The following is a 24,555-nucleotide window of genomic DNA, read 5'->3' on the forward strand; positions in this document are numbered from 1 at the left end:
ACCCGCCACTGGCGTGCTGCCGCCTGACGGGAACCGCGCGGACCCGTCAGGGAGGAAGGGACGGCCGCTCCGCGTCCCCCCGCCCCACAGCCGCCGGACGCGACGCGGCGATGCCCGCTAAAGGTGGGGCCGCCGACAGGACCGGAGCCCGCTCCGGATCCGGTCCCGCCGCACCGGTTTGTGCCCGATCCAGGTGCGGTGGGCCGCGTACCGCCTAGCCTCAACTAATGAACGCAGAGTTGAGAGTGGCCGCCTACGCCGTGTGCGTACGGGACGAGAAGGTGCTGCTGGCCCGCTGGGTGGCCCGGGACGGTGCGAAACGCTGGACGCTGCCCGGCGGCGGCCTGGAGCACGGCGAGGACCCGCTGGAGACGGTCGTGCGCGAGGTCGACGAGGAGACCGGTTACGCCGTCGAGCCGGTCCAGCTCCTCGGGCTGGACTCCATCCGCCGCCGCTACCCGCGCAGGCTCGGGTCCTTCGCGGACTTCCAGGGCCTGCGCATCGTGTACGAGGCGAGGGTCACCGGCGGTGAACTGCGCCACGAGACGGGCGGCTCCACCGACCTCGCCGCGTGGCACCCCCTCGACGCCGTCAGCGCCCTCGACCGGGTCGAACTGGTCGACACCGGCCTCGAACTGTGGCGCACCCGACCGGCCACCGGCCGGGTGAAGTCCACATCCTGACCCGCAGGACCTGCCGAGTGCCGACGGCGGCCCAGGTCGCCGCCGCCCACCGGCTCATCGGGGGAGTACGACGACGTAGGCGGCCGGGTCGCGGTCGACGGACGCCATGAGCGCCGTCCGCACCACGGCCGCCTGCTGGTCCGTCGCCTCCCGCAGCTTCTGGGGGGTGAGGTGGACGACGGTGATGCCCAGGCGCTCCAGGTGCTCGCGCTTGCGCGCGTACTCCGACCAGAGCGCGTCCTCGTCCTGGCGGGGAGCCCGCGTGTCCAGCTCGACCGCCACCGACTGGTCCGGCCAGAACGCGTCCACGCCGCCCAGGTGCGGCCCGCCCGGCAGCCGCAGGTCCACGTTCCACAGCGGGTCCGGCAGCCCGAAATCGCTCACCATCGCGTAGAGGCGGTCCTCCGCGATCGACCGGCCCTCCGCCAGCAGGGCGTCCACCGCGTCACTCACGTGCGGCCGGGTCAGCAACCGGGCAAGGTTCAGTTCTCGTACGATCGCCGCCGGTTCGCAGTGCCCGCCGCGCACGGCCTCCGCCAGGATGCGCCGCACCAGGTCAGCGTCCGTCAGGTGCGCCACCGCGTCCGCGACGGCACGCGCCACCGGGGCCACCGGCAGCCCGGTGATCACCTGCGTACCGGGCAGCGCGTGCGCCCTGACGATCCGTACGAAACCGACGGAGCGCAGCCGCCGCGTACGGGGCACCATGACGTCGAGGTGTTCGAGCCCCAGCAGAGGCGGTGCGGACGAGAACCTGTGCAGTGCCAGGGCCGCCAGGCCGGTGATCACCGCACCCTCCTCGCCCCGCCCGGTGTACAGCAGCGCCGCGTGCAGCCGCTCCTCGCTCGTCGGCACGCCCTGGTGCAGCAGGAACACCCCCGGCAGCAGCTGCTGCCACGGACCGCCCGCCCGGCACTGCGCCGCCGCCTTCGCCGCCGAGATCCCGTGCTCGCGCAGCTGCGCGGTCGAAAGGACCCGCCGCTGGACGTCGGAGAGGTGGCTGAGGGGCAGGGCGCGGGCGGCGGCCGCCGCGGCCGCCGAGGACACCGCGGGGGACCCGGTCCTGGGCTTGGGGGCCACGGGCGACGACTGCGGGGTGGACTGCGCCTGGGGGTGCGTGTCGTTGTTCATGCCGACGACTTTCCCGCCCGTACCCCCGTCTCTAACCGCTGTTACAGTCCCGTCGACATTCCGGGACAACCCCGCCCTAAAGTACGGCTGTTCGACTGCCGAGCAGTACCCCGGGCGGGGTGCGGGAAAACTCCGTTTCCCGAGGCCGTCAGGCTCCGTCGCACTCCTGCGCCCGCTGTGCCCGCGCCAGGTCGTCGCGCGCTTCGAGCACCAGACGGCGCAGCGCGGGAGCAGCACCCTCGTGCGCGGTCAGCCACGCGTCCGTGGCCGCCAGCGTGGCGGCCGGGTCCTGGAGCGACGGGTACAGGTCGCGGACGATCAGCACGCCGATCTGGATGGACCGCTCGGCCCACACCCGCTCGATCGCCGCGAAGTACTTCTCCGCGTACGGGGCGAGCAGCTCGCGCTGGCTGCCGCGCACGAATCCTGCGTTGGTGGCCTCCACGAGTGCGTTGGACAGCGCGTCGGACTCCACGACCGTCGCCCACGCCTGCGCCTTGACCGCCTCGGAAGGACGCGCGGCCAGGCAGCGCACCTGGTGGCGCTTGCCGGACGCCGTGTCGTCACGGGCGAGTTCCGCGTCGATCACCTTCTCGTCGGCGCGCCCGTGCGCCGCCAGCGGCGTCAGGAACGCCCAGCGCAGCTCCTGGTCGACGTCCAGGCCGTCGATCCGCGCCGTGCCCGCCAGCAGCCCCTCCAGGAGCTGGTGGTCGGCGTCCGAGGACGCCACCGCGGCGAAGAAGCGCGCCCACGTCAGCTGGTGCTGGCTCTCCGGCTCGGCGCCCCGCAGCTCGCGCAGCGCCCCCTCGGCGAGCAGCCGCGCCCCCTCCTCGCGCCAATCGGGCGCCGCGTAGTGGCCGAGCGCCGTCTGCGTCCACGCGTGGAGCATCTGGAGCACGCCGATGTCGGACTCACGGCCCGCGAACCGCAGTACCAGGTCGATGAAGTCCCGGGCGGGCATCAGGGCGTCCCGGGTGAGGTTCCACAGCGCCGACCAGCACAGGGCGCGGGCGAGGGGGTCCGTGATGTCGCCGAGGTGTGCGCGCAGCGTCTCCAGCGAGCCCTCGTCGAAGCGGATCTTGCAGTACGTCAGGTCGTCGTCGTTGACGAGGATCAGCGCGGGCTTCTCAGCGCCCGCCAGCTCGGTGACGACGGTGCGCGGCCCTGCCACGTCCGTCTCCGTACGGGCGTAACGGACCAGCTCGCCGCCTTCGAGGCGGTAGAGGCCGACCGCGACGCGGTGCGGGCGCAGCTCCGGGTGCGAAGCGGCCGCCTCCTGCACGACCGCCAGCTCGGTGATGCGGCCTGCGGCGTCATACGTGACCTGGGGGGTGAGGGAGTTGACGCCCGCCGTCTGGAGCCAGGAGCGCGACCACTCGCCCAGGTCGCGGCCGCTGGTCTCCTCCAGCGCGGCGAGCAGGTCGCCCAGCTGGGTGTTGCCGTACGCGTGCGCCTTGAAGTAACGGCGCGCGCCCTCCAGGAAGGCGTCCCGCCCGACGTACGCCACCAGCTGCTTCAGCACGGAAGCACCCTTGGCGTACGTGATGCCGTCGAAGTTCAGCTTCGCGTCCTCCAGGTCACGGATGTCGGCCGTGATCGGGTGCGTGGACGGCAGCTGGTCGGCGCGGTACGCCCACGCCTTGCGGCGGTTGGTGAAGGTGATCCAGCCGTCGGTGAAACGCGTGGCCTCCACCATCGAGAAGGAACCCATGAAGTCCGCGAAGGACTCCTTCAGCCACAGGTCGTCCCACCACTGCATGGTGACCAGGTCGCCGAACCACATGTGCGCCATCTCGTGCAGGATGACGTTCGCGCGTCCCTCGTACGCCGCATCCGTGGTCTTGCCGCGGAAGATGTACTCCTCGCGGAAGGTCACCAGGCCGGGGTTCTCCATCGCACCCAGGTTGTACTCCGGGACGAACGCCTGGTCGTACTTCCCGAAGGGGTACGGGTAGTCGAAGTTGTCGTGGAAGAAGTCCAGGCCCTGCTTGGTGATCAGGAAGACGTCGTCCGCGTCAAAGTGCTTCGCGAGCCCCTTACGGCACATCGCGCCGAGCGGGATGTCGAGCGTCGTGCCGTCGGCGAGGGTGCGGCTGTAGGAGTCGCTGACGTAGTGGTAGGGACCGGCCAGGACGGCGGTGATGTACGTCGAGATCGGCTGCGTCTCCGCGAACGTCCACACGCCCTCTTCGAGGGTGCCGACGCCGTTGCTCCACGCCGTCCAGCCCTCGGGTGCGCGCACAGAGAAGCGGTACGGGGCCTTCAGGTCGGGCTGCTCGAAGTTGGCGTACACCCGGCGGGCGTCGGCGGGCTCGTACTGGGTGTACAGGTACACCTCGCCGTCCTCCGGGTCGACGAAGCGGTGCATGCCCTCTCCGGTACGGCTGTACGCGCAGTTGGCGTCCACCACGAGGACGTTCTCCGCTGCGACGCCGTCCAGGGTGACGCGGACGCCGTCGAAGACCTTCGCGGGGTCCAGTTCCGTGCCGTTGAGGGTCACCGCGTTGACGGAGGGCGCGACCAGGTCCGCGAACGTGGAGACGCCGGGCGTGGTGCTGCGGAAACGGATCGTGGTCACCGAGCGGAACGTGCGCGGGCCGTCCCCCTCGTGGTCGCCGACCGCCGACCGCAGGTCGAGCGCGACCTCGTAGCCGTCGACGGACAGCAGCTCGGCCCGCTTCTGGGCTTCGTCGCGGGACAGGTTCTCACCGGGCACGGGCACTCCTTCGTGGCGCGTCAGACGTTGCTCGACACAGGCTGCTCGGCGAATGCTCTTCGGCGAACACTGTTCGACAACTCCTCGAAACAGGACCGATCCTCCCATGTGCTCCTGACGTGGCGTGCAGGGGAATGGGACGGGGGCCAAGGTGGTTGACAGGCGCACAGCGCGCGACTCTTGAAATATCAATGAGGAGAGACATGTCCGAGACCGTGAAGACCCCCGTCGACTTCTGGTTCGACCCGCTGTGCCCGTGGGCCTGGATGACCTCGCGCTGGATGCTGGAGGTCGAGAAGGTGCGTCCGGTGGAGGTCCACTGGCACGTCATGAGCCTCTCCGTCCTCAACGAGGGGCGCGACGTGCCCGAGCAGTACCGCGAGGGCCTCAAGAAGGGGTGGGGGCCGGTACGGGTCGTCATCGCGGCCCAGCAGCTGCACGGGGAGGACGTGACCGGGTCGCTCTACACGGCACTCGGCACCCGCATCCACAACGAGGGGCGCGGCATCACCGACGAGGTCATCGCGGAGGCCCTCGCCGAGGTCGGCCTGCCCGCCGACCTCCTCTCGTACGCCACGTCCGACACCTACGACAAGGAGCTGCGCGCCTCGCACCAGTCCGGCATCTCACTGGTCGGCCAGGACGTCGGGACGCCGGTCATCGCGGTGCCGGGGGCGGACGGGGAGCAGGTCGCCTTCTTCGGCCCTGTGGTCACCCCCTCGCCGAAGGGGGAGGCAGCGGCCCGTCTCTGGGACGGCACCCTCCTGGTCGCCTCGACGCCCGGTTTCTTCGAGCTCAAGCGGACGCGCACGCAGGACCCGATCTTCGAGTGACCCTCGTGCGCCTCGCTCAACAGGCGCTCCGAGCCCTTCCCGCTTAGCGTCCCCCTATGGAGACCGGCGAGATACGCAGCGACAGCCACATAGCCACGGCCCCCGCCCGGGGCCGCACCGACCCGCCCCTGCCGAACGACAACGCCCCCCATGCCACCCTGCCCGTCCGCCCGACCGACCGAGCGGTGCGGGCAGGGTGTTCCGCTCTCGCGGGCCTCTGGTGGCTGATCGGGCTGCGCCGCGCCGCCGCCGCCCTGCGCCACTACCTCGACGGCACCGGCGACACCTACCGCCTCGACGCCAGCACCCTCGTGGCGCTCCCGTCCGTCCGCGCCGCCGTCAACGCCCGCCTCATGGAGGCCGAGGCGGGGGAGTGGTCGCACCTCGACACCTGGCACGGCGTCACCATCGCCGCTTCCACCAGCCCCGACTGGTGGCTCGCTGTCCGAGGCGTGCAGTTCCGCGTGGAGCGGCCGAATCCGCACTACTACAGGGTGGAGTTCCACAAGACGTGGAACTTCGACCGGGGCGAGTCCGAGTTCGGGGTCCCGTTCACCCCCTTCGCCCGCCTCCACGAGACGGGGCTCGCGAAGGAGTTCGTCGCCGTCGGCCGCACCGGCTACCTCCCCAGGTGAGCCCCGCGCCCCTGGCCCGCCTCTGCGAGAAGGAAGAGGCGACAGGTGCGGGCCGGGCACCAGCACAGGAGCACGGACCGAGCGCCAGCACAGGAGCACAGAAGAGCCCCCGCGAGTCATGTCCTCGCAGGGGCTCTTCGTCATTCCACCCGCCCGGTGAAAGTTGAGAAGACGATCACGAGCAGGGCGATGAGGGGTCCCGCCTCACGGCGGGGAATTCACACGGCGTTCACGGCGTGATGAGCGGCGTGCGGTTCTTCGCGTCGGCGTAGCGCTTCGCCACGTCCTGCCAGTTGACGACGGCCCACATGGCGTCGATGAAGTCGACCTTCTGGTTCTTGTACTGGAGGTAGAAGGCGTGCTCCCACGCGTCGAAGACCAGGACCGGGACGGAACCCTGGCCGACGTTGCCCTGGTGGTCGTAGACCTGCTCGACGATCAGACGGCCCGAGACCGGCTCGTACGCGAGGACGCCCCAGCCGGAGCCCTGCGTCGTCGCGGCGGCCTTCGTCAGCTGCGTCTTGAACTTGGCGAAGGAGCCGAAGGACTCGGTGATCGCGTCCGCGAGGTCGCCGACGCCGTCGGCGGCCGTCGGCTCACCGCCGCCGCTGTCCTTGGGGGAGGCCATGTTGTGCCAGTAGATGCTGTGCAGGATGTGGCCGGACAGGTGGAACGCCAGGCTCTTCTCCAGCCCGTTGATCGAGCCCCAGGCGTCCTTGTCACGGGCCTCCGCGAGCTGCTCAAGGGTGTCGTTCGCGCCCTTGACGTACGCAGCGTGGTGCTTGTCGTGGTGCAGCTCGATGATCTGCGGGTTGATCACGGGCTCAAGAGCCGCGTAGTCGTACGGAAGTTCAGGAAGCGTGTAGATGGCCATGTCGTCCGACCCCTCCGATTGCTTATTGCAAGTCTTATGCATCTGCACGCTACCAGCAGTTATTCGACTCAGCAGCTTAGGTATGCCTCAGTAAAAAGTCCTGGGTCCGCACGCCGAGAGCGTGCGGACCCAGGACCTAAGAGAGGGGCGGAGAGGGCTAGTTGCGGGCCTTCGCCAGCTTCTGCCGTACGAGACCGAGGACGATCAGGAACACCGTCAGGCCGCCCGTCCCGGCGAGCTGGAGACGTGTGTCGGGCTGGCGCAGCATCAGGACGAAGATGACCGCCATGCCCGCCAGCGCCACCCAGGTCAGGTACGGGAACAGCCACATCCGTACGACCAGCTTCTCCGGAGTCTCACGCTCCGTGCGGCGGCGCAGGATCAGCTGGGAGACCGCGATGAAGATCCAGACGACCAGGATCAGCGCGCCGATCATGTTCAGCAGCCAGGGGAAGACCTTGTCCGGGCTGATCCAGCTGAGGGCCACGCACACGAAGCCGAAGACCGACGAACACAGGACCGCGACGCGCGGCACCCCGCCGGACAGCTTCCCGAGGAAGGCCGGGCCCTGACCGCGCGAGACCAGCGAGTACGCCATGCGGGAGGAGCCGTAGATGTTGGCGTTCATGGCGGAGAGGAGAGCGGCCAGGACGATCACGTTCATGATCTGACCGGCCGCCGGGATGCCCAGGTGGTCGAGGGTGGCGACGTACGGGCCGATCGAGGCGACCTTCGGGTCGTCCCACGGGACCAGGGTGACGACGACCGCCATGGAGCCGATGTAGAAGATCGCGATGCGCCACATCGCGGTACGGACCGCCCTGGCGACGCCCTGCACCGGGTGCTCGGACTCCGCCGCCGCGATGGTGACCGTCTCCAGGCCGCCGTACGCGAAGACCGAGGCCAGCAGGCCGATGATCAGGCCCTCGCTGCCGTTGGGGAAGAAGCCGCCGTCACCGGTGAGGTTGGTGAGGCCGGGGGCCGCGGTGTCGCTGCCGGGCAGGACGCCGAAGATGGCCAGCAGGCCGATGATCAGGAAGAGCGAGATCGCGCCGACCTTCAGCGCCGCGAACCAGAACTCGAACTCGCCGAAGTTCTTCACCGCCGCCAGGTTCGTGGCCAGGAAGATCACCATGAACAGCGCCACCCACGCCCACTGCGGGGACCCCGGGAACCAGCCCTGCATGATCTTCGCCGCGCCGATGCCCTCCAGGCCCACCGCCACACAGAGCAGGAACCAGAACGCCCAGCCCGCCGTGAAGCCCGCCCACGGGCCGATCGCCCGCTCGGCGTGCGCGGAGAACGAACCCGAGCTCGGGTTCGCCGCCGACATCTCGCCCAGCATCCGCATCACCAGCATGACGAGCAGGCCGGATATCGCGTACGCGATGACGATGGAGGGGCCCGCGGCGGCGATGCCCGCGCCCGAACCCACGAAGAGCCCGGCGCCGATCACCCCGCCGAGGGCGATCATGGAGAGGTGCCGCTGCTTGAGGCCGTGTCCGAGTGTGCCGTCGGAGGCGGGAGTGCCGTCGGAGGTCGGTGGGGCGTCGGTGGTCTGTGGCGTCGGCGGGGGCGCGGAGGTCCGAGACATGGGCGTGCCCTGTTCACTAGCTGAGACGGTGGGGGAGCGAGCTGCGAGTGGCTCACAGTCTCGGTACGTCACCGCTCAGAGGGAACCGTCGACCGCTATACGGACACCACGCTCACACACCGTGAAAATCCGCGCACGCCTCGCGCGCAACTCCCGCACCCCCTCCCGCGACGCCCGCCCCGCACCCCTCGCGGCTCCCGCCCCACACCCCCACACCCCCACACCCCCACACCCCCACACCCCCGCGCCCCACCCCGCCTCAGGCGCGCTTGGCCCGGAACTCCCGTACCAGCGCCACCAGCAGCACCAGCGCCGTCGCCCCCGCCGACCACAGAAGCTGCGGCCGGGCCGTGTCGTCGAGCAGCATCAGGACCAGGACGACACCCATCGCGGCCAGCGCCGCCCAGGTCAGATACGGGAACGCCCACATCTTCAGCGTCAGCCGCTCCGGCATCTCACGCTCGATGCGCCGCCGCAGCTTCAGCTGCGAGACCGCGATCAGCCCCCACACGAACAGCAGCACCGCGCCGACCGCGTTGAGCATGTACAGGAAGACCGTGTCGGGCCACAGCAGATTGAGGACGACCGAGAGGAACCCGAAGGCGACCGAGGCGAGCACGGCCCGGCGCGGCACCCCGCCCCCGCTGACCTTCAGCAGCCCCTTCGGCGCCTCGCCGCGCTCGGCCAGCGAGAAGACCATGCGGGACGAGCCGTACAGATTGGCGTTCAGCGCCGAGAGCAGCGCCACGAACACCACGATGTTCATGATGGTCCCCGCCGCCGGAATGCCGATCCGGTCGAGCACGGCGACGTACGGGCTCAGCCCCGGCGTCATCGAGTCCCACGGCAGCAACGTCACGATGACCAGCATCGAGCCGACGTAGAAGAACAGGATGCGGAAGACCGCACTGCGCACGGCACGCCCGACCGCGCGGGCCGGGTCGTCCGTCTCGGCGGCGGCGATCGTGACGACCTCCAGGCCGCCGAACGCGAAGACGACCGCGAGGACGCCGGAGATCACGCCGGACGCCCCGTTCGGGAAGAAGCCGCCGTCACCGGTCAGGTTCGCCAGACCGATCGGTTCCGTGTCGGGGAGGAGCCCGAAGATCGCGAGCACGCCCAGCGCCAGGAACAACACGATCGCGCCAACCTTCAGCGCCGCGAACCAGAACTCGAACTCGCCGAAGTTCTTCACAGCCGCCAGGTTGGCGAGCGTGAAGACCACCATGAAGATCAGCACCCAGGCCCACTGAGGCACCCCGGGCGCCCACCCGTTCGCGATCTTCGCCGCTCCCGTGGCCTCCACCGCCAGCACCACGACCAGCAGGAACCAGTACAGCCAGCCCACACTGAACCCGGCCCACCGGCCGAGCGCCCGTTCCGCGTGCACCGAGAACGAGCCCGAAGCGGGCATCGCCGCCGACAGTTCCCCGAGCATCCGCATCACCAGCATCGCGATGGCGCCCGCGATGAGATACGAGAGCACGATCCCCGGCCCCGCGACCGCGATGCCCGCGCCCGAGCCCACGAAGAGCCCCGCGCCGATCACCCCGCCGAGGCCGAGCATCGTCAGATGGCGCTGCTTGAGCCCGGCGGACAGGGGCTCCTTCTGGTCAAGCGGATCTCGTACGGCCTGGTCGTGCATGACGCTCGTGCTCTCGAAGGACCGTGGAGCAGGGCTCGACGGTCGCGGGATTTTGGCGGGACCCCACAGTGTCTCCTCACCGAACCTCACCGCGCAAAAGGGACCTATCTCTCTTCGTCGCCAGTGACGCGCGTCACGCCTGCGTCAGCTGGCCTTCAGGGCTTTGTACGAAGTCCACCAAGCCCCTGTTCCCGGCTTTGTCGGCGCTCTAGGGTGATCCGGCGACGGCCCCCGGGTTAACGTCGCCATGTCCCTGACTGCCCCCCTTCTTCACCGCGGAGTCCCGATGAGCACTGCTGCCGTAACCACCCGCCCCGGCGCGGTCCTTGCCGACCTGCTTCCGGCCACTCGCGTACGAGACATCGCACTCGTCGTCGGCGGCGCGGCGCTCACCGGCATCGCCGCCCAGATAGCGATCCCGGTCCCGGGCACCCCGGTCCCGGTCACCGGTCAGACCTTCGCCGCGCTCCTCGTCGGCACGGCCTTCGGCGCCCGCCGGGGCTTCCTCGCCCTCGCGCTGTACGCCGTGGTGGGCATGGCGGGCGTGCCGTGGTTCCAGAACGGCACGTCGGGCCCCGGCGGCGCGTCCTTCGGTTACGTCATCGGCATGCTGCTCGCCGCCACCGCGGTCGGCGCGCTGGCCCGGCGCGGCGGCGACCGCTCGATGCTGCGCACGGCGGGCACGATGGTCGTCGGCTCCGCGATCATCTACGCGGTCGGCGTCCCGTACCTGATGGCCGCGACCGGCATGAACCTTTCCGCCGCGCTCGCCGCAGGCGTGGTCCCCTTCCTGATCGGCGACGCCCTGAAGGCGGCCCTGGCGATGGGCGCGCTCCCGACCGCCTGGAAGCTCGTGGGCCGCAAGGGCTGACGCCGTACGGCTTCGCCCGTACGGAGTGGAGGAAGGGCCCCGGTGAAGACCGGGGCCCTTCCTTCGTACGCGGCTCACCGAGCGCGCACTCAGTGTTCACTGAGCTCAGTGGGAGGACACCCGGTCCCGCCGCGACCACCAGAACCCGACGCCCCCGGCGGCGAGCAGCAGCCCGCCGGCGATGCCGAGCGGCAGTGCGTCGGAGCCGACACCGGTGCGCGGCAGCCCGCCGGGCTTGCCGGGCTTACCGGGCTTGCTCGTGCCCGGCGAGGGGGACGCCGGAGCCGGTTCGTCCGGACCGAACGGCACGTTCGCCGTCCCCAGCAGCAGCGGGGTGTCCGGGGCGTTCGGCGTCGGCTTCGAGGTGCCGAAGTCGACCGGACCCTGCTGCCACAGCAGCTTCTCGCTGGTGCCCTCGGTCACCGGCAGGCAGATCTTGCCCTTCTTCTTGAGGTCGAAGGTCGCGTCGACGGCGTACGACTTCGACGCGCCCGCGGCGAGGTCGGCGACGATGCAGGCGAACCCGCTGTTCGAACCCTTCGGCAGCTTGTCGGCCGGGATCGGCACGCAGCCCTGGGCGGCGTCGACCTTCAGACCGTCGAAGCCGACGACGGCCATGGTGATCTGGCCGGTCGCCTTGCTGCCCTTGTTCGCCACTGTCGCGGTGATTTTTGTCTTTCCGGTTTTGTTGTCGACCGAAATCTTTTCGGGAAGTTCGGTTGAGATCTTCAGATCCGCAGGAGCGCTGGGGCCGGGGGTCCCGCCCTCGCTGCTGCCGGGCGTCGGATCGGCGGCGAACGCCGCGGTCGGCAAAAGGAGAACGGACGCGGCTGCGACCGCGAGACAAGATCCGGCGCGCTTGCCAATGATCTCTTTCCCGATCTTTTCGAGCATTTCCCAGCCCCCTTATTCTGGCAGCGTCGGCTGAAGCGTCGGCTGTACATGCAGGAGTACCACAAGATTGCGTCCAACTGTGATGCAATGGTGGGAAGTTAATGCTTCTGTCCTGGTCGCAGCAGGCGCTGGGGAGGGGGACGGGAATGCCGGGCTATACGAGTGGCGGGATGCAGGGGTTATTGATCGCCGGTCGTTACCGGTTGGGGCAGACGATAGGCCAGGGTGGCATGGGGCGCGTGTGGCGTGCTTATGACGAGATCCTGGACCGCGCCGTCGCCGTAAAAGAAATGCGCATGGACGGACTGGATGCAGAGGACACCCGAATTCGCCGGGAAAGGACTTTGCGGGAAGCGCGGGCCACAGCACGTATAGACCACCCGAATGTCGTTCGGGTGTACGACGTCGCCGACGAGGGCGAACGCCTGTGGATCGTGATGGAACTGGTCGATTCCCGCTCCCTGGAGCAACTCCTGGTCGAGGACGGACCGGTGTCACCACGGGAGGCGGCCCGGATCGGGCTGGGGGTGACGGCGGCCCTGCGCGAGGTGCACGCGCGCGGAGTCCTGCACCGCGACATCAAGCCGGGCAACGTCCTGCTGGGCCGTGGCAACGACCGCGTCGTCCTCACCGACTTCGGCATCGCCGCCATCCAGAACACCACCGCCCTCACGATCGTCGGCATGCTGGTCGGCTCCCCGGACTACATGGCACCCGAGCGCGTCGGCGGCCGTCCGCAGGGCGCCCCCTCCGACCTGTGGTCCCTCGGCGCCACCCTCTGTGCGGCCGTCGCCGGTACGTCCCCCTTCACCCGCCCCACCACCATGGCCACCCTCCACGCCGTCCTGTACGAGGAGCCGGACCTACCGCCCGAGGCGAGGGAGCTGGCCCCTGTCCTGGCCGCCCTCCTGGCCAAGGAGCCGGAAGCCCGCCCCACCGTGGAGGAGCTTCACGCCGCCCTGACGGCGGTCCTGCTCCCGTCCCGTACGCCGACCCTGGTGGAACCGGGCCCGATCCGGCCGACGCCGGTGCCTCCTCTGCCGTCGATGCCTCCTGTGCCTCCGGTGCCTCCGTCGGAGGAGCCTCAGGAACCACCGGAACCCCGCCACGAGCCGACCCGGGTGGACCCGAGCCCGGCGACCCCGCCGGAACCCGCGCCGGAGCCGGAACCCGAACCCGAGCCCGAACCCGAGCCGGAACGCCCGTCCGCACCGGAGCCCGTCGCCGGGGGCGATCGGCGCACCGACACCACCGAACTCCGGGTCCCGCCGACCGGGACGCGCAGCGCGCCCGAGTCCGTGACGCGTCGGCCCACAGGAGGCGAGCCCGGCAGGGCCACGGGGGAGCAACAGACGGAGGAAGCACCCGCGGCTCCGGCAGGGCAGACACCAGCAGAGGAAGCGCTAGCAGAGGAAGCACCAGCAGGGGAGACACCAGCAGAGGAGCCAGGGGCGGAGCACACACCCGGCGCGTCCACGGGAGCCCCAGCCCCCACGCCACAGCACCAGGGCCGAGGCGTACGTTTCCGCCGCCGCCCGGGACTCCGAGGCCCTACGGCGACCTCCCTCAGCATCACCCCCACCGACCGCGTCGAAGCCGAAGCCGCGCCAGAAGCCGAAGCCGAGCCCGAAGCCAAAGCCAAAGCCGAGACCGAGGTCAACGCAGAGGCGGAGGTCGAAGCCCCCGACACCGTCCGCCCCTCGCCCACCCCAGAAGACCAGCCGCCCCGCACCTACAGCCCCACCCACTTCACCCCACCCGCCACCACGCCCGCCGAGGAAACCCCCGCCCCCTCACCCGACGCCTCAGCCCCTGCCCCGGCCACACCTCCGCCCCCGGACCGGGAGCCCACTCAGGCCGCCCCGCAGTCCCCGGACACCACGACGCCCCCGAACACCCCCACGGCTCCGGAAACAGAAGAGGCTCCGGAGGCAACAACTGCCACCGGAGCCACAAAGAGCCCAGAAATCACCGAGAACACAGAGGGCGCGGAGAGCACCGAGAGCACCGAGAGCACCGAGAGCCCAGCGGTCGCAACGGCCCCGGAGCCCGAAACCCCGGACACCCCACTCGTCCTCACCCGCGACCCCGTCCCACCCCCACCCTCCCCGCGCCCCAGAACCCGCCGCCCCCTCCTCGCGGCAGCCGCCGGAGTCGTCGTGGCCACGGGCATCGGTCTGGCCCTCGTACTGAGCCAGGAGAGCCCCAGCCAGAAGGCCGCCAACCCCGGTTCGAGTCCGAGCGCGAGCCCGCCCCCGACCGTCGCCGGAACGGCCCGCCCGCCCACCGGTGCCGCCCGGCCCGGAGCGCGTAACGAGACCGGATTCTCCTGGGTGCCGCCCTCCGGCTGGAGGCGCAGCGCCAAGAACCCGGCCAACGTGCACTACCACTCGCCGGACGGCAGCCAGGAGATCGCCGCCGCGTACACGCTCGCGCAGGGGGAGGACCTGCTGACGCAGTGGGAGGCGTTCGAGCGGGAGTCGCGCGACGTGCAGGACTACCAGAAGATCCGGCTGGAGCGGACGACCTTCCAGGGGCGGCCCGCCGTCATCTGGGAGTACACCTACGCCGAGGGGGGCGCGCCCCGTCAGGGCCGTCAGGTCGGCTTCAACGCGGGCGGGAAGTCGTACCAGCTCAACGTCTGGTTCAAGACACCCGCCCGCACCGAAGCGTTCCAGAACTACGAGCGGGTCACCGAGTCCTTCGAACCGCTCTGACCGTCAGTCACTCAGGCCGTCAGTCACTCAGGCCGTCAGTCACTCTGACCGTCAGTCACGGGAAGCGGCCGGGGGAAGGGTGCCGTTGCGCTTCTGCACGACCTCGCGGATCAGTGCGAAACCGACCACCAGTACGGCGACCAGCAGCGACAGCAGCACCTGCGTGCGCCCGGCGTCGTCGGTCAGCATGTACACCAGCACGAACGAGATCATCGCGATCGTCGCCCACGTCAGGTACGGGAACAGCCACATCTTCACGACCAGCTTCGACGGGTCCTCGCGCAGGATGATCCCGCGCATGCGCAGCTGCGTGAAGCAGATGACCAGCCAGACGAAGAGCGCGACGGCACCCGACGAGTTCAGCAGGAACTGGAAGACCGTGTCCGGCCACATGTAGTTGAAGAAGACGGCGACGAAGCCGAAGACGACCGACGACAGGATCGCGATCTGCGGCACGCCCTGCTTGCTGACCTTGGTGAAGGAGCGCGGCGCGTCCCCGCGCTGGCCGAGCGAGAAGGCCATCCGGGAGGCCGTGTACAGACCCGAGTTCAGGCAGGACAGTACGGCGGTCAGGACGATCACGTTCATGATCTGACCGGCGTGCGGGATGCCGATGGAGTTCAGCGCGGCGACGTACGAGCCGCCCTCGGCGACCAGCGACTTGTCGTTCCACGGCACCAGCGTCAGGACGACGAAGATCGAGCCGAGGTAGAAGATGCCGATGCGCCAGATGACGCTGTTGGTGGCCTTGGTGACGGCGCGCTGCGGGTCCTCCGACTCACCGGCGGCGAGCGTGACGATCTCCGAGCCCATGAAGGAGAAGACCACCATCAGCACACCGGTCAGGATCGCCCCGTACCCCTTGGGGAAGAATCCTCCGGTGTCCGTCAGATGCGCGAGTCCCGCCCCCGGGTTGTCCGAGCCGGGCAGGATGCCGAAGACGGCCAGCATGCCGATGACGACGAACGCGCCGATCGCGACGACCTTGATCCCCGCGAACCAGAATTCGAATTCGCCGTACGACGACACCGAGGCGAGGTTGGTGGCCGTCAGCACGAGCATGACGATCAGGGCCCAGCCCCACTGCGGTACCGCCGGAATCCAGCCCTCCAGGATCTTCGCGCCGGCGGTCGCCTCGACCGCGAGCACGACGACCCAGAAGAACCAGTACAGCCAGCCGATCGAGAAGCCCGCCCAGCGGCCGAGCGCCTGGTCGGCGTACGCGGAGAAGGACCCGGACGACGGCCGCGCGGCGGCCATCTCGCCGAGCATCCGCATCACGAACACCACCATCGCGCCGACCAGGGCGTACGACAGCAGGATCGCGGGCCCTGCCGCGGCGATGCCCGCACCGGAGCCCACGAAGAGCCCGGCGCCGATGACGCCGCCGATCGCGATCATGGACAGGTGGCGGTTCTTGAGACCGGCCTGGAGGCCGCCGTTGTCCGAGGGGCCGCCGTCGGAGCCTCTGTCCGGCTTCTCCAACTGAGTCGGGTGCGCACTCATGCACAAACCTCATTCGTTACTTCGGGCACGTCTTCGGGCCGCAGGTCATGACACCCGGTGCAGACGATCGGTCTGCCTCACAGACCGTTCGGTCTGCCGAGCCTCCGCATTCAAGCCGAGCCCGAAGCGATCCGGAAGGTCTGATTCCGGATCGTTGTACGGACGAAGGCCCCGGATGTACGTCCGTACGTCCCGAATGACGAGCGACCAAGGTCCTTACCCCGATGCGCCCTACCCCGCGCGGCGCATGCCACACTCGTCCCATGCGCGTGTACCTCGGTTCCGACCATGCCGGATACGAACTCAAGAACCACCTCGTCGAGTGGCTCAAGGCCCACGGCCACGACCCCGTCGACTGTGGTCCCCACATCTACGACGCCCAGGACGACTACCCGCCGTTCTGCCTCCGCGCCGCCGAGAAGACGGCCGCGGACCCGGACTCGCTCGGCATCGTGATCGGCGGCTCCGGCAACGGGGAGCAGATCGCCGCGAACAAGGTCAAGGGCGTACGGGCGGCTCTCGCCTGGAGCGAGCAGACGGCCGCACTCGGCCGCGAGCACAACAACGCGAACGTCGTCTCCATCGGTGGGCGCATGCACACCGAGGCCGAGGCCACGAAGTTCGTCGAGATCTTCCTCTCGACCCCGTACTCGGACGAGGCCCGCCACACCCGCCGCATCGAGATGCTCTCGGCGTACGAGACCACGGGCGTCCTCCCCGAAATCCCGCCCCACCACCCCCAGAGCTGACCCCCCTCCCGCAGGCCCCCACCCCCGGCCCGCCCCCACCCCGCCTCCCTCTTGGGCTCCTTCCGCCGAGCCCCCTTGGGCGGCGGGGCCTTCGCCTCGCCCCCTCGGGCTCCGCCCCCGCCTAGCCCCCTTGGGCTCCACCCCCGCCTCGCCCCCTCGGGCTCCGCCTTGCCTCGTCCCCTTGGGCGGCGGGGCCGCCCCCCCCGGGGGCGGAACGGGCGGGCAAGGGGGCGGCCCCCCTCGCTCCGGGCCCACCCCGGAGCACCCCCGCCCCACCCCGACACCGCCCACACCGTTCACAGGGGCCCCGGCCACCCCCCCGTACCCCCCCCGCCCCTCCGGAGGAGGCCCCGTGCCCGAAGGCCACACCATCCACCGCCTCGCGCACGAGTACGCCACCCGCTTCACCCACACCCCCCACCCCACCCCCCTCCGCATCACCAGCCCCCAAGCCAAGTTCGCCGACTCCGCCGCCCTCCTCGACGGCCACCGCCTCACCACCACCGAGGCCCACGGCAAACACCTCTTCCTCGGCTTCGCCCCCCTCGGCTGGGTGCACATCCACCTCGGCCTCTTCGGCAAGGTCACCTTCGAGGACACCCAGGGGCGCGGTGCCAAGGCGGAGACCGTCCGCCTCCACATCTCCACCCCCACCGGCGAGGCGCGAGCCGACCTCCGCGGCCCCACCACCTGCACCCTCATCACCGACGCCGAGAAGCAGGCCATTCACGACCGCCTCGGCCCGGACCCCCTCCGCACGGACGCCGACCCCGACCGTGCCCGCCGCCGCATCCGCGCCTCGCGCACCACGATCGCGGCGCTCCTCATGGACCAGAAGGTCGTCGCGGGCGTCGGCAACGTCTACCGCGCCGAAGTCCTCTTCCGGCACGGCATCGACCCGTACACGCCCGGAAAAGCGATCACCGACGCCCAGTGGGACGCGATCTGGCAGGACCTCGTCGACCTCATGCACGAGGGCGTCCGCCTCAACCGCATCGACACCGTCCGCCCCGAACACACCCCCGAGGCCATGGGCCGCCCGCCCCGCAAGGACGACCACGGCGGTGAGGTGTACGTCTACCGCCGCGCCGCCATGCCCTGCCACCTCTGCGGCAGCGAGATCCGCACCGCCGACCTCGCCGCCCGCAACCTCTTCTGGTGCCCGACCTGCCAGAAACCCTGACCGGTCAGAACAGATCGAGCACCCGCCCCCAACGAATTGAGCACCCGCTCACTGCGCATCGAGCACCCGCCCAGAACGCATGGAGCACCCGCTCAGAACCCATGCGGCAACCACGGCGCCACATCCGACCCGAACGCCGCCGCAGCCTCCGCCACCGCCCCCTCGCGCAGCTCCCGCACCCGCCCCGCCGCCGCAAGCGAGGCCAGCGAGACCCCACCGAGGTAGGCAGCCCCCAACTCCCGCACGGACAGCGCCAGATCCGCCGGATCCGCCGTCCGTACGCACACCGCGCCCTTCGCGTCGCCGGTCAGCCGCCAACGCCCCTCGTTCCACGGGCAGAAGGCGTCCTGCACCTCGAACACCACGTCCACCGGCGTCCGGTAGGTCCGCCCCTCCAGCGCGGCCCCCACGTCCACCAGCCGTACGTGCATCGAGTCCCGCAGCACCAGGGAACTGCGCCGCGTGTCCGAAACCAGGTGCAGCCACGCGTCGTCCGACGGGCGGTTCCGGGCAGTCAGCTTCGACGTGAGATCCAGGTCGAACAGGAACCGCCACAGTGCCGCCGCGGCCTGCGGAGCCTTCGGCCCCACCGCTTCCAGGTCCTCCAGGACCACCACCCCGTCGGCCCCCGCCGCACTCCACTGCGGCTTCACCCGGAACCGGGCGAAGCCCAGCACCGTACCGTCCGTGTCCTCGGCGTTCTCGGCGTTCTCGGCCAGAACACACTGGAGCGCCGTCGCGCCGCCCCGGTCCTTCTCCGGGTCCAGCACCGGCATCCGCTCCCAGCCCGGCTGACGCGCCAGCATCCCGGGACGCCCGGCTACTGCCCGCGCGTAGATCTCCTCGCACCTGCGGTGGACCTCCGCGTCGCTCACCGACGCGTACCGCAGTCGTACGTCGTCCGTTCCCTCGGGCACGGCGATCCGTACCCGCGCGGTGTCGATCTCGGCCCGCATCTCGAACGTGCCCACGCCGTACCCGAACCGGCCGTAGATCACCGGCTCCGACGCCACGAGCACCGCGACGGCCTCGCCACGCGCCCGTACGTCGTCCAGCTGCTGCCGCATCATCGACGTGAGCACCCCGCGCCGCCGGTGCGTGGCGGCCACGCTCACCATGGTCACCCCGGCGACCGGCAGCGACGCCCCGCCGGGCACCGTCAGCCGGAAGCTGAAGGCGCCCGCGGTGCCGATGCACCGGTCTCCCTCCCACACGCCGATCGTGCGGTCGAACTCCGTCAGGTCGCGGTAGAGCTCCCGCTCCTCCTTCGACTCCGTGACCCCGAAGGCCCGTTCGAGCGTCGCGTAGAAGGTGTCCCACTCGGCCGGGGTCAGCGTTCGCAGTTCCGTCGTCATATGCCCATCCCTACCAGTGGCCGGTCATGACAAGCCACTCATTTCGAACGCGATGTCATGGGGGTCCCCCTGCGAAGCAGCCGTGAGGGTGGATAGGGTCCACGACAATGGGCGCGGCACGGAGAGTCGATTCGTACACGGCCCGGTGGCGGAAGTCCGCACACCGGGTCCGCAACGGGCTGCGCCGCTCCGGCGTCGACTACTTCCGCGGCGACGGCTCCGACTGGATCGCGCTGGCCGCCCTCCTGCTCACCGTCCCGGCCATCGCCTTCGGCACGATCGTGCTGCCGGTCTGGTGCGCGCCGTCCATGCTCGTCCTGCCGATCGTCGCGGGCGGACTGCTGCTCCGCCCGGCCAGTCTGCTGGGCCTGTACGCGGCTGCGGCGACCGCCCTGATCGTCGAGTCCGTCGTGCTCGGCCCGTACACACAGGGCCCTGCGCGCGTCACCCCCGGCACCGTCCTGACCGTCGCAGCCTGCGGCTTCTTCGGCCTGGTCATCGCCCAGTTCAGGGCCCGGGTCGGCGTGCCGTGGAGACGCGGCGGCACGATGCTCTTCGACCTGCGCGAACGCATCCGCGTGCAGAGCGCCCTGCCACAGCTCCCCAAGGGCTGGCACCGGGAGATGGCACTGCGCCCTGCGGGTGGTCAGTCCTTCTCCGGGGACTTCGTCGTCGCCGCCCGCACCAACGGAGGGCGCACCCTCGAAGTCGTCCTCACCGACGTCTCCGGCAAGGGCATGGACGCGGGCTCCCGCGCCCTGCTGCTCTCCGGTGCCTTCGGCGGCCTCCTCGGCTCCCTCCCGCCGCACGACTTCCTGCCCGCCGCCAACGGCTACCTCCTGCGCCAGAACTGGGACGAGGGCTTCGCGACCTCCATCCATCTGGTCCTCGACCTGGAGACGGGGGAGTACGAACTCCTCTCCGCGGGCCACCTCCCCGCCCTCCAGCTGCACGCGGGCAGCGGACGCTGGGAGGAGAAGTCCGGCGAGGGCCCCCTCCTGGGGGTGTACGACGGCGCGGAGTTCGACCCCGGCAAGGGCGTACTGGCCCCCGGTGACGTCCTGATGCTCTTCACGGACGGCCTGGTGGAGGCCCCCGGCCGGGACATCAGCGAGGGCGTCGACCGCCTCACCGGCGAGGCCGACCGCTATGTCGCGGCGGGCTTCGAGGGTGCCGCCTGGCACCTCATCGAAGCGGTCGCCAAGGACGTCAACGACGACCGCGCCCTGCTGCTCCTGTGCCGCGACTGACACACCCCGCCGCGACCACCCTGTACGCCACGCCGGGCATCCTCCTGACCGCCCTCACCCCGTACCACCTCGTCGGCCGGCCGCTCTTCACCGGCTGACGTCCTTCGGCTCCTTCCGGAACGCCCACCCCAGATCGGGCTCCGTCACCGGCTTCAGCACCTTGCGTACGACAGGAGTACACAGCACCGTCACCAGGGCGACGGCACCCACCGTCACCACGACCCTCCCCAGGGGGGTGTTCAGGCCGAACTTCTCCGCCCAGCCCGCGTATTCGGCGTACCGGACCACGAAACCGTGCAGCAGGTATCCGCCGATCGTCCCCGCGCCCAGCGTGGTGAACCACATGCGCCGCCTCGGTACCCACGCCAGGAAGCACGCGGTCAGCACCAGCGCCGCCGCGAACATCGCGAACGTCATCAGCATCCCCACCCACCACGGCTGGCCCATGTCCTGCGACGCGTGGTTGCGGTACACCCAGTCCAGTTGGACGTGCGGCACCACCCAGTACAGGAACGCCATCGACACCGCACACACCGGAATCGAAGCCCACCGCACCGACCACCGCTGCACCAGCCGGAAGTGCTCGGGACGCAGCCGCAGCCCCAGCACGAAGAACGGCAGGAACTGAAGGATCCGCTGCGCCGACAGCTGCTCGCTGATCCCCGGCACGGCGGAAGCGCCCGCCGCCAGCAGCAGCGCGAGCGTCACCGGCCACCGCACCGCCATGAACAAGGGCGTCAGCAGCCGCCAGAAGAACAGCGCCATCAGGAACCACATCAGGAACCACGGCGACAGCATCCGCACCGGGACCCGTTCGTCCCCCATGACGCCGAAGAACACCGCGTACGCCGTCTGGAAGACCACATACGGAACGACAACGCTCGAAACAAGCCGCATCAGTTTCCGCGGCTTCATGTCGAAGGAGCGCGAGAAGTAGCCGGAGATCAGAATGAACGCCGGCATGTGGAACACGTACACCCACATGTACAGGGTCTCGGTGGTCCTGCTCCCGGAGAGCACGAGCGGCCACGAGTGCCCCACAGCGACCAGCACGATCGCGAGGTACTTCGCGTTGTCGAAATAGGCGTCGCGCCCCTCACCCCCCTGTCCCCGCGCGGCTTTCGCCACCGGTCTCCGCCCTGGACCCCCTACGGGGGCGAGTGGGGGGACCGGCTCCCGCACCTGCGGAAGAGGGACCCTCTGTTGTGTCTGAGGAGTCGGAGACATTTGAGGCACCCTAGTCCCGCGCCGCACACACGTCACCCGTCGCACGTCACCCTCTTGTGTCACCTACACCACTGCGGCGGCAAGATCACGCCTTGATCCGGCCATCGTGGCCGTCCCACTGTGTGTCACCCCGCAGTCAGCGATGGGGTGTTGGTGGCACGATGGCCTAGCGGGGGAAGCACTGGGCTGTGAGTCCCCGGGCCGGCAAGGCGGACCGACCAAGGGTGTGATCAGTTGTGGCCATTTCACTGTCAGTGGTGCTGTTGTTGGCAGTCGTCCTCGTGGTGTTGATACGAGGCGGCTCGCTCAAGCTGGGACCCGCTGTCGTAGCGATGCTTTTCGGCTTCTTCCTCGCCTCCACCGGCATGGCGGACGACATCCAGCGCTTCCTGAACTCGATAGCCAGCACCCTCAACTCCATCAGCTTCTGAAGCCCGGCGCACAGCTGAGAACCAACGGTTGAGAACCGACAGCTGAGAACCAACAGGTGAGCACCAACAGCTGAGAACCATGAGAACCCGTTGAAGAAGACGACCGCACGCGAAAAAACCTCCGGCCCGGCGAGCGAACTCACCGGGCCGAAGGCTGTCTGGAGCGGGCGACGGGAATCGAACCCGCGTAGCTAGTTTGGAAGACTAGGGCTCTACCATTGAGCTACGCCCGCACACGCACCGTTCGGCCGCCGAAGCGACCGGGGTACGGACAGCACTGTAGCGGGTCGGGGCGCATCGACGCACACCCCGTATCCACGAGCCGGTAAAGCGGCCGACGCAGTGCCCCGGGGCATGTACCCTACGTGTCGCACCGACGGGGTGTGGCGCAGCTTGGTAGCGCGTCCGCTTTGGGAGCGGAAGGTCGTCGGTTCGAATCCGGCCACCCCGACCAGCACAATCCTGCTTCAGGCCGTCCGGCGGCCGTCCCAGGTCCACCCACAAGATCGCATTGTGGGAGCACGTCCGCTTGCCGTTACTATGCAAGCTGCGTGCCCGTGTGTCTGATGTACCGGGCTCGATCAGCAGGACCGCCCCACTGAAGCGGTTCGGCAGAACCCCCAGAAGTCAGCCACCAAGGAGACCGAACCGTGAAGAGCGCCGTGGAGACCCTGAACCCGACCCGGGTTCGGCTCAGCATCGAGGTGCCCTTCGAGGAGCTCAAGGACAGCCTCGACGCGGCGTACAAGAAGATCAACCAGCAGGTCACGGTGAAGGGCTTCCGCAAGGGGAAGATCCCGAACCGAGTCATCGACCAGCGGTTCGGCCGTGGCGCTGTTCTGGAGGAGGCCGTCAACGACGCCCTCCCGAAGTTCTACACCGAGGCCGTCAACGAGGGTGAGCTGAACCCGCTGGGTCAGCCCGAGGTCGACATCACGGAGCTGAAGGACGGCGAATTGCTGGCCTTCACCGCCGAGGTCGACATCCGCCCGACGATCGAGATCCCGGACTACTCCGGCATCGAGGTCGAGGTTGACGCCGTCACCGTCTCCGACGAGGACGTCGACAAGGCTGTCGAGGACCTGCGTGGTCGCTTCGCCACCACCAAACCGGTGGAGCGCGCCGCCGAAGACGGCGACGTCGTCACGATCGACCTGGAGGCCAAGGTCGACGGCGAGGTCCTGGAGGACGGCGTGGCCGAGGGTGTCTCGTACACCATCGGTTCCGGCGAGCTGCTCGAAGGCATCGACGACGCCGTCAAGGGCCTGGAGGCCGGTGGCGAAGCCACCTTCACCTCCCAGCTCAAGGGCGGCTCCGCCGAGGGCAAGGACGCGGAGGTCACCGTGAAGGTGTCCGCCGTCGCCGCCCGCGAACTTCCCGAGCTGGACGACGAGTTCGCCCAGATGGCGTCGGAGTTCGACACCCTGGAGGAGCTGCGCGCCGACAGCCGCAAGCGCCTTGAGAACATGAAGCAGTACGACCAGGCCACCCAGGCCCAGGAGCGCGTGCTCGACAAGCTCATCGAGCTCGTCGAGGTCCCGATCCCCGAGAACCTCCTCGCGGACGAGGTCAAGACCCGCAAGCACAACCTGGAGCACCACCAGCTCGGTCAGATGGGCCTCGACCTCGCGAAGTACCTGGAGATCCAGGGCAAGACCGAGGAAGAGTTCGACGCCGAGACCGCCGAGCAGGCGATCAAGGGCATCAAGACCCAGTTCATCCTCGACGAGCTGGTCAACAAGGAGAAGCTGAACGTGAACCAGGAGGAGCTCACCGAGCACCTCATGCGTCGCGCGCAGTCCTCCGGCATGTCCCCCGACCAGTTCGCCCAGGCCGTCGTCGAGGGCGGCCAGGTCCCGATGCTCGTCGGCGAGGTCGCCCGCGGCAAGGCCCTCGCGGTCGTCGTCGAGGCCGCCACGGTCAAGGACACCAACGGTGAGCTCGTCGAGCTCGACGACGACGAGGACGAGGCCGCCGAGACGGTCGACGCCGACGCCGCCGCCGAGGCCGACGACGCCGAGGTCAAGGACGTCGCCGAGGCCAAGTAAGCCTCAGTAGTTCCCGAGTTACGACGACGGGCCCGGACGCACTCGCTGCGGCCGGGCCCGTCGCCGTACTCCCGCGGCACGCGCACAGCCGCCCGCGCCCCGCTCGCACGGGCCCGTACACCTGAACCCACCACCTTGCGCTCCCAGCGAACAGTTCAGGAAGCGGGATGGCGTTGTCCTACCTGCGCGTTAGGGTCCATGAGTAGGCGGGTT

Annotated in this window: 19 protein-coding genes and 2 tRNA genes; 11 read left to right on the plus strand and 10 right to left on the minus strand. The window is 69.7% G+C overall.

Annotated features, from left to right (window positions below):
• Positions 1-227: 227 nt before the first annotated feature.
• Entirely contained in the window at positions 228-683 is a 456-nt protein-coding gene (locus OG897_RS06985; protein ID WP_266653904.1) for an NUDIX hydrolase, read from the plus strand.
• A 54-nt stretch (positions 684-737) separates the two neighbouring features.
• Here the strand turns inward: OG897_RS06985 and OG897_RS06990 are convergent, their stop codons facing one another.
• Positions 738-1,814, minus strand: a complete 1,077-nt coding sequence (locus OG897_RS06990; protein WP_266653906.1) for a hypothetical protein — start codon at positions 1,812-1,814, stop codon at positions 738-740.
• A gap of 148 nt (positions 1,815-1,962) precedes the next feature.
• Entirely contained in the window at positions 1,963-4,530 is a 2,568-nt protein-coding gene (gene pepN, locus OG897_RS06995; protein ID WP_266653908.1) for an aminopeptidase N, read from the minus strand.
• Between the two features lie 203 nt (positions 4,531-4,733).
• Between pepN and OG897_RS07000 the strand changes: the two genes are divergently transcribed.
• The gene (locus OG897_RS07000; RefSeq protein WP_266653910.1) at positions 4,734-5,363 is read left to right on the plus strand and encodes a DsbA family protein; all 630 of its coding nucleotides are present in this window, start codon (positions 4,734-4,736) and stop codon (positions 5,361-5,363) included.
• A 56-nt stretch (positions 5,364-5,419) separates the two neighbouring features.
• Positions 5,420-5,998 carry a hypothetical protein gene (locus OG897_RS07005; protein ID WP_266653912.1) on the plus strand — a complete coding sequence of 193 codons (579 nt, stop codon included), beginning with the start codon at positions 5,420-5,422 and terminating at the stop codon, positions 5,996-5,998.
• Between the two features lie 229 nt (positions 5,999-6,227).
• Here OG897_RS07005 and OG897_RS07010 read toward each other — a convergent pair whose 3' ends face one another.
• The 3 genes from OG897_RS07010 to OG897_RS07020 form a co-directional block, all read right to left on the minus strand.
• Positions 6,228-6,872, minus strand: a complete 645-nt coding sequence (locus OG897_RS07010; protein WP_266653914.1) for a superoxide dismutase — start codon at positions 6,870-6,872, stop codon at positions 6,228-6,230.
• A gap of 157 nt (positions 6,873-7,029) precedes the next feature.
• Positions 7,030-8,466: an amino acid permease gene (locus OG897_RS07015; protein WP_266653916.1), complete on the minus strand. Its 1,437-nt coding sequence runs from the start codon at positions 8,464-8,466 to the stop codon at positions 7,030-7,032.
• Between the two features lie 259 nt (positions 8,467-8,725).
• On the minus strand, positions 8,726-10,111 hold the full coding sequence (locus OG897_RS07020; protein WP_266653918.1) for an amino acid permease: 1,386 nt from the start codon (positions 10,109-10,111) through the stop codon (positions 8,726-8,728).
• A 286-nt stretch (positions 10,112-10,397) separates the two neighbouring features.
• Here OG897_RS07020 and OG897_RS07025 point away from each other — a divergent pair, with 286 nt between their 5' ends.
• A complete protein-coding gene (locus OG897_RS07025) occupies positions 10,398-10,982 on the plus strand; it encodes a biotin transporter BioY (RefSeq protein WP_266653920.1) in 585 nt (194 codons plus the stop codon).
• 105 nt (positions 10,983-11,087) lie between these two features.
• Here the strand turns inward: OG897_RS07025 and OG897_RS07030 are convergent, their stop codons facing one another.
• Entirely contained in the window at positions 11,088-11,876 is a 789-nt protein-coding gene (locus OG897_RS07030) for an LPXTG cell wall anchor domain-containing protein (RefSeq protein ID WP_266653922.1), read from the minus strand.
• Positions 11,877-12,106: 230 nt separating this feature from the next.
• On the opposite strand from OG897_RS07030, the gene OG897_RS40780 reads away from it, so the two are divergent.
• A complete protein-coding gene (locus OG897_RS40780; protein WP_323188049.1) occupies positions 12,107-14,593 on the plus strand; it encodes a protein kinase in 2,487 nt (828 codons plus the stop codon).
• 51 nt (positions 14,594-14,644) lie between these two features.
• On the opposite strand, the gene OG897_RS07040 is transcribed toward OG897_RS40780, so the two are convergent.
• On the minus strand, positions 14,645-16,099 hold the full coding sequence (locus tag OG897_RS07040; protein ID WP_266653924.1) for an amino acid permease: 1,455 nt from the start codon (positions 16,097-16,099) through the stop codon (positions 14,645-14,647).
• Between the two features lie 263 nt (positions 16,100-16,362).
• Here OG897_RS07040 and OG897_RS07045 point away from each other — a divergent pair, with 263 nt between their 5' ends.
• Complete coding sequence (locus tag OG897_RS07045; RefSeq protein ID WP_266653926.1) at positions 16,363-16,848, plus strand: ribose-5-phosphate isomerase; 486 nt, start codon at positions 16,363-16,365, stop codon at positions 16,846-16,848.
• A 352-nt stretch (positions 16,849-17,200) separates the two neighbouring features.
• Positions 17,201-18,031 (plus strand): Fpg/Nei family DNA glycosylase, encoded by an 831-nt coding sequence (locus OG897_RS07050; protein ID WP_266653928.1) that lies wholly within the window; start codon positions 17,201-17,203, stop codon positions 18,029-18,031.
• Between the two features lie 92 nt (positions 18,032-18,123).
• On the opposite strand, the gene OG897_RS07055 is transcribed toward OG897_RS07050, so the two are convergent.
• The gene (locus OG897_RS07055) at positions 18,124-19,386 is read right to left on the minus strand and encodes a GNAT family N-acetyltransferase (protein ID WP_266653930.1); all 1,263 of its coding nucleotides are present in this window, start codon (positions 19,384-19,386) and stop codon (positions 18,124-18,126) included.
• 107 nt (positions 19,387-19,493) lie between these two features.
• On the opposite strand from OG897_RS07055, the gene OG897_RS07060 reads away from it, so the two are divergent.
• The gene (locus OG897_RS07060; RefSeq protein ID WP_266653932.1) at positions 19,494-20,636 is read left to right on the plus strand and encodes a PP2C family protein-serine/threonine phosphatase; all 1,143 of its coding nucleotides are present in this window, start codon (positions 19,494-19,496) and stop codon (positions 20,634-20,636) included.
• 87 nt (positions 20,637-20,723) lie between these two features.
• Here the strand turns inward: OG897_RS07060 and OG897_RS07065 are convergent, their stop codons facing one another.
• Complete coding sequence (locus OG897_RS07065; RefSeq protein ID WP_266653933.1) at positions 20,724-21,764, minus strand: acyltransferase family protein; 1,041 nt, start codon at positions 21,762-21,764, stop codon at positions 20,724-20,726.
• Between the two features lie 335 nt (positions 21,765-22,099).
• Between OG897_RS07065 and OG897_RS07070 the strand changes: the two genes are divergently transcribed.
• Entirely contained in the window at positions 22,100-22,294 is a 195-nt protein-coding gene (locus OG897_RS07070; protein WP_266653934.1) for a hypothetical protein, read from the plus strand.
• A gap of 159 nt (positions 22,295-22,453) precedes the next feature.
• Here the strand turns inward: OG897_RS07070 and OG897_RS07075 are convergent.
• Positions 22,454-22,527: transfer RNA gene (locus tag OG897_RS07075), tRNA-Gly, on the minus strand.
• Between the two features lie 144 nt (positions 22,528-22,671).
• On the opposite strand from OG897_RS07075, the gene OG897_RS07080 reads away from it, so the two are divergent.
• Positions 22,672-22,748: transfer RNA gene (locus OG897_RS07080), tRNA-Pro, on the plus strand.
• 196 nt (positions 22,749-22,944) lie between these two features.
• Positions 22,945-24,342 carry a trigger factor gene (gene tig, locus OG897_RS07085; protein ID WP_266653935.1) on the plus strand — a complete coding sequence of 466 codons (1,398 nt, stop codon included), beginning with the start codon at positions 22,945-22,947 and terminating at the stop codon, positions 24,340-24,342.
• Positions 24,343-24,555 lie beyond the last annotated feature (213 nt).

Origin of the sequence: Streptomyces sp. NBC_00237, assembly GCF_026342435.1 — a bacterium.
In the GTDB taxonomy this organism is placed as follows: domain Bacteria; phylum Actinomycetota; class Actinomycetes; order Streptomycetales; family Streptomycetaceae; genus Streptomyces.

What these genes read in the sequence shown, in the direction of transcription:
- OG897_RS07055 (WP_266653930.1), bottom strand. Translation starts at nt 19,386, where the DNA reads ATGACGACGGAACTGCGAACGCTGACCCCGGCCGAGTGGGACACCTTC.
- OG897_RS07045 (WP_266653926.1), top strand. Translation starts at nt 16,363, where the DNA reads ATGCGCGTGTACCTCGGTTCCGACCATGCCGGATACGAACTCAAGAAC.
- OG897_RS07020 (WP_266653918.1), bottom strand. Translation starts at nt 10,111, where the DNA reads ATGCACGACCAGGCCGTACGAGATCCGCTTGACCAGAAGGAGCCCCTG.
- OG897_RS07040 (WP_266653924.1), bottom strand. Translation starts at nt 16,099, where the DNA reads ATGAGTGCGCACCCGACTCAGTTGGAGAAGCCGGACAGAGGCTCCGAC.
- OG897_RS07030 (WP_266653922.1), bottom strand. Translation starts at nt 11,876, where the DNA reads ATGCTCGAAAAGATCGGGAAAGAGATCATTGGCAAGCGCGCCGGATCT.
- OG897_RS40780 (WP_323188049.1), top strand. Translation starts at nt 12,107, where the DNA reads ATGGGGCGCGTGTGGCGTGCTTATGACGAGATCCTGGACCGCGCCGTC.
- OG897_RS06990 (WP_266653906.1), bottom strand. Translation starts at nt 1,814, where the DNA reads ATGAACAACGACACGCACCCCCAGGCGCAGTCCACCCCGCAGTCGTCG.
- OG897_RS07060 (WP_266653932.1), top strand. Translation starts at nt 19,494, where the DNA reads ATGGGCGCGGCACGGAGAGTCGATTCGTACACGGCCCGGTGGCGGAAG.
- OG897_RS07025 (WP_266653920.1), top strand. Translation starts at nt 10,398, where the DNA reads ATGAGCACTGCTGCCGTAACCACCCGCCCCGGCGCGGTCCTTGCCGAC.
- OG897_RS06985 (WP_266653904.1), top strand. Translation starts at nt 228, where the DNA reads ATGAACGCAGAGTTGAGAGTGGCCGCCTACGCCGTGTGCGTACGGGAC.
- OG897_RS07000 (WP_266653910.1), top strand. Translation starts at nt 4,734, where the DNA reads ATGTCCGAGACCGTGAAGACCCCCGTCGACTTCTGGTTCGACCCGCTG.
- OG897_RS07005 (WP_266653912.1), top strand. Translation starts at nt 5,420, where the DNA reads ATGGAGACCGGCGAGATACGCAGCGACAGCCACATAGCCACGGCCCCC.
- OG897_RS07015 (WP_266653916.1), bottom strand. Translation starts at nt 8,466, where the DNA reads ATGTCTCGGACCTCCGCGCCCCCGCCGACGCCACAGACCACCGACGCC.
- OG897_RS07010 (WP_266653914.1), bottom strand. Translation starts at nt 6,872, where the DNA reads ATGGCCATCTACACGCTTCCTGAACTTCCGTACGACTACGCGGCTCTT.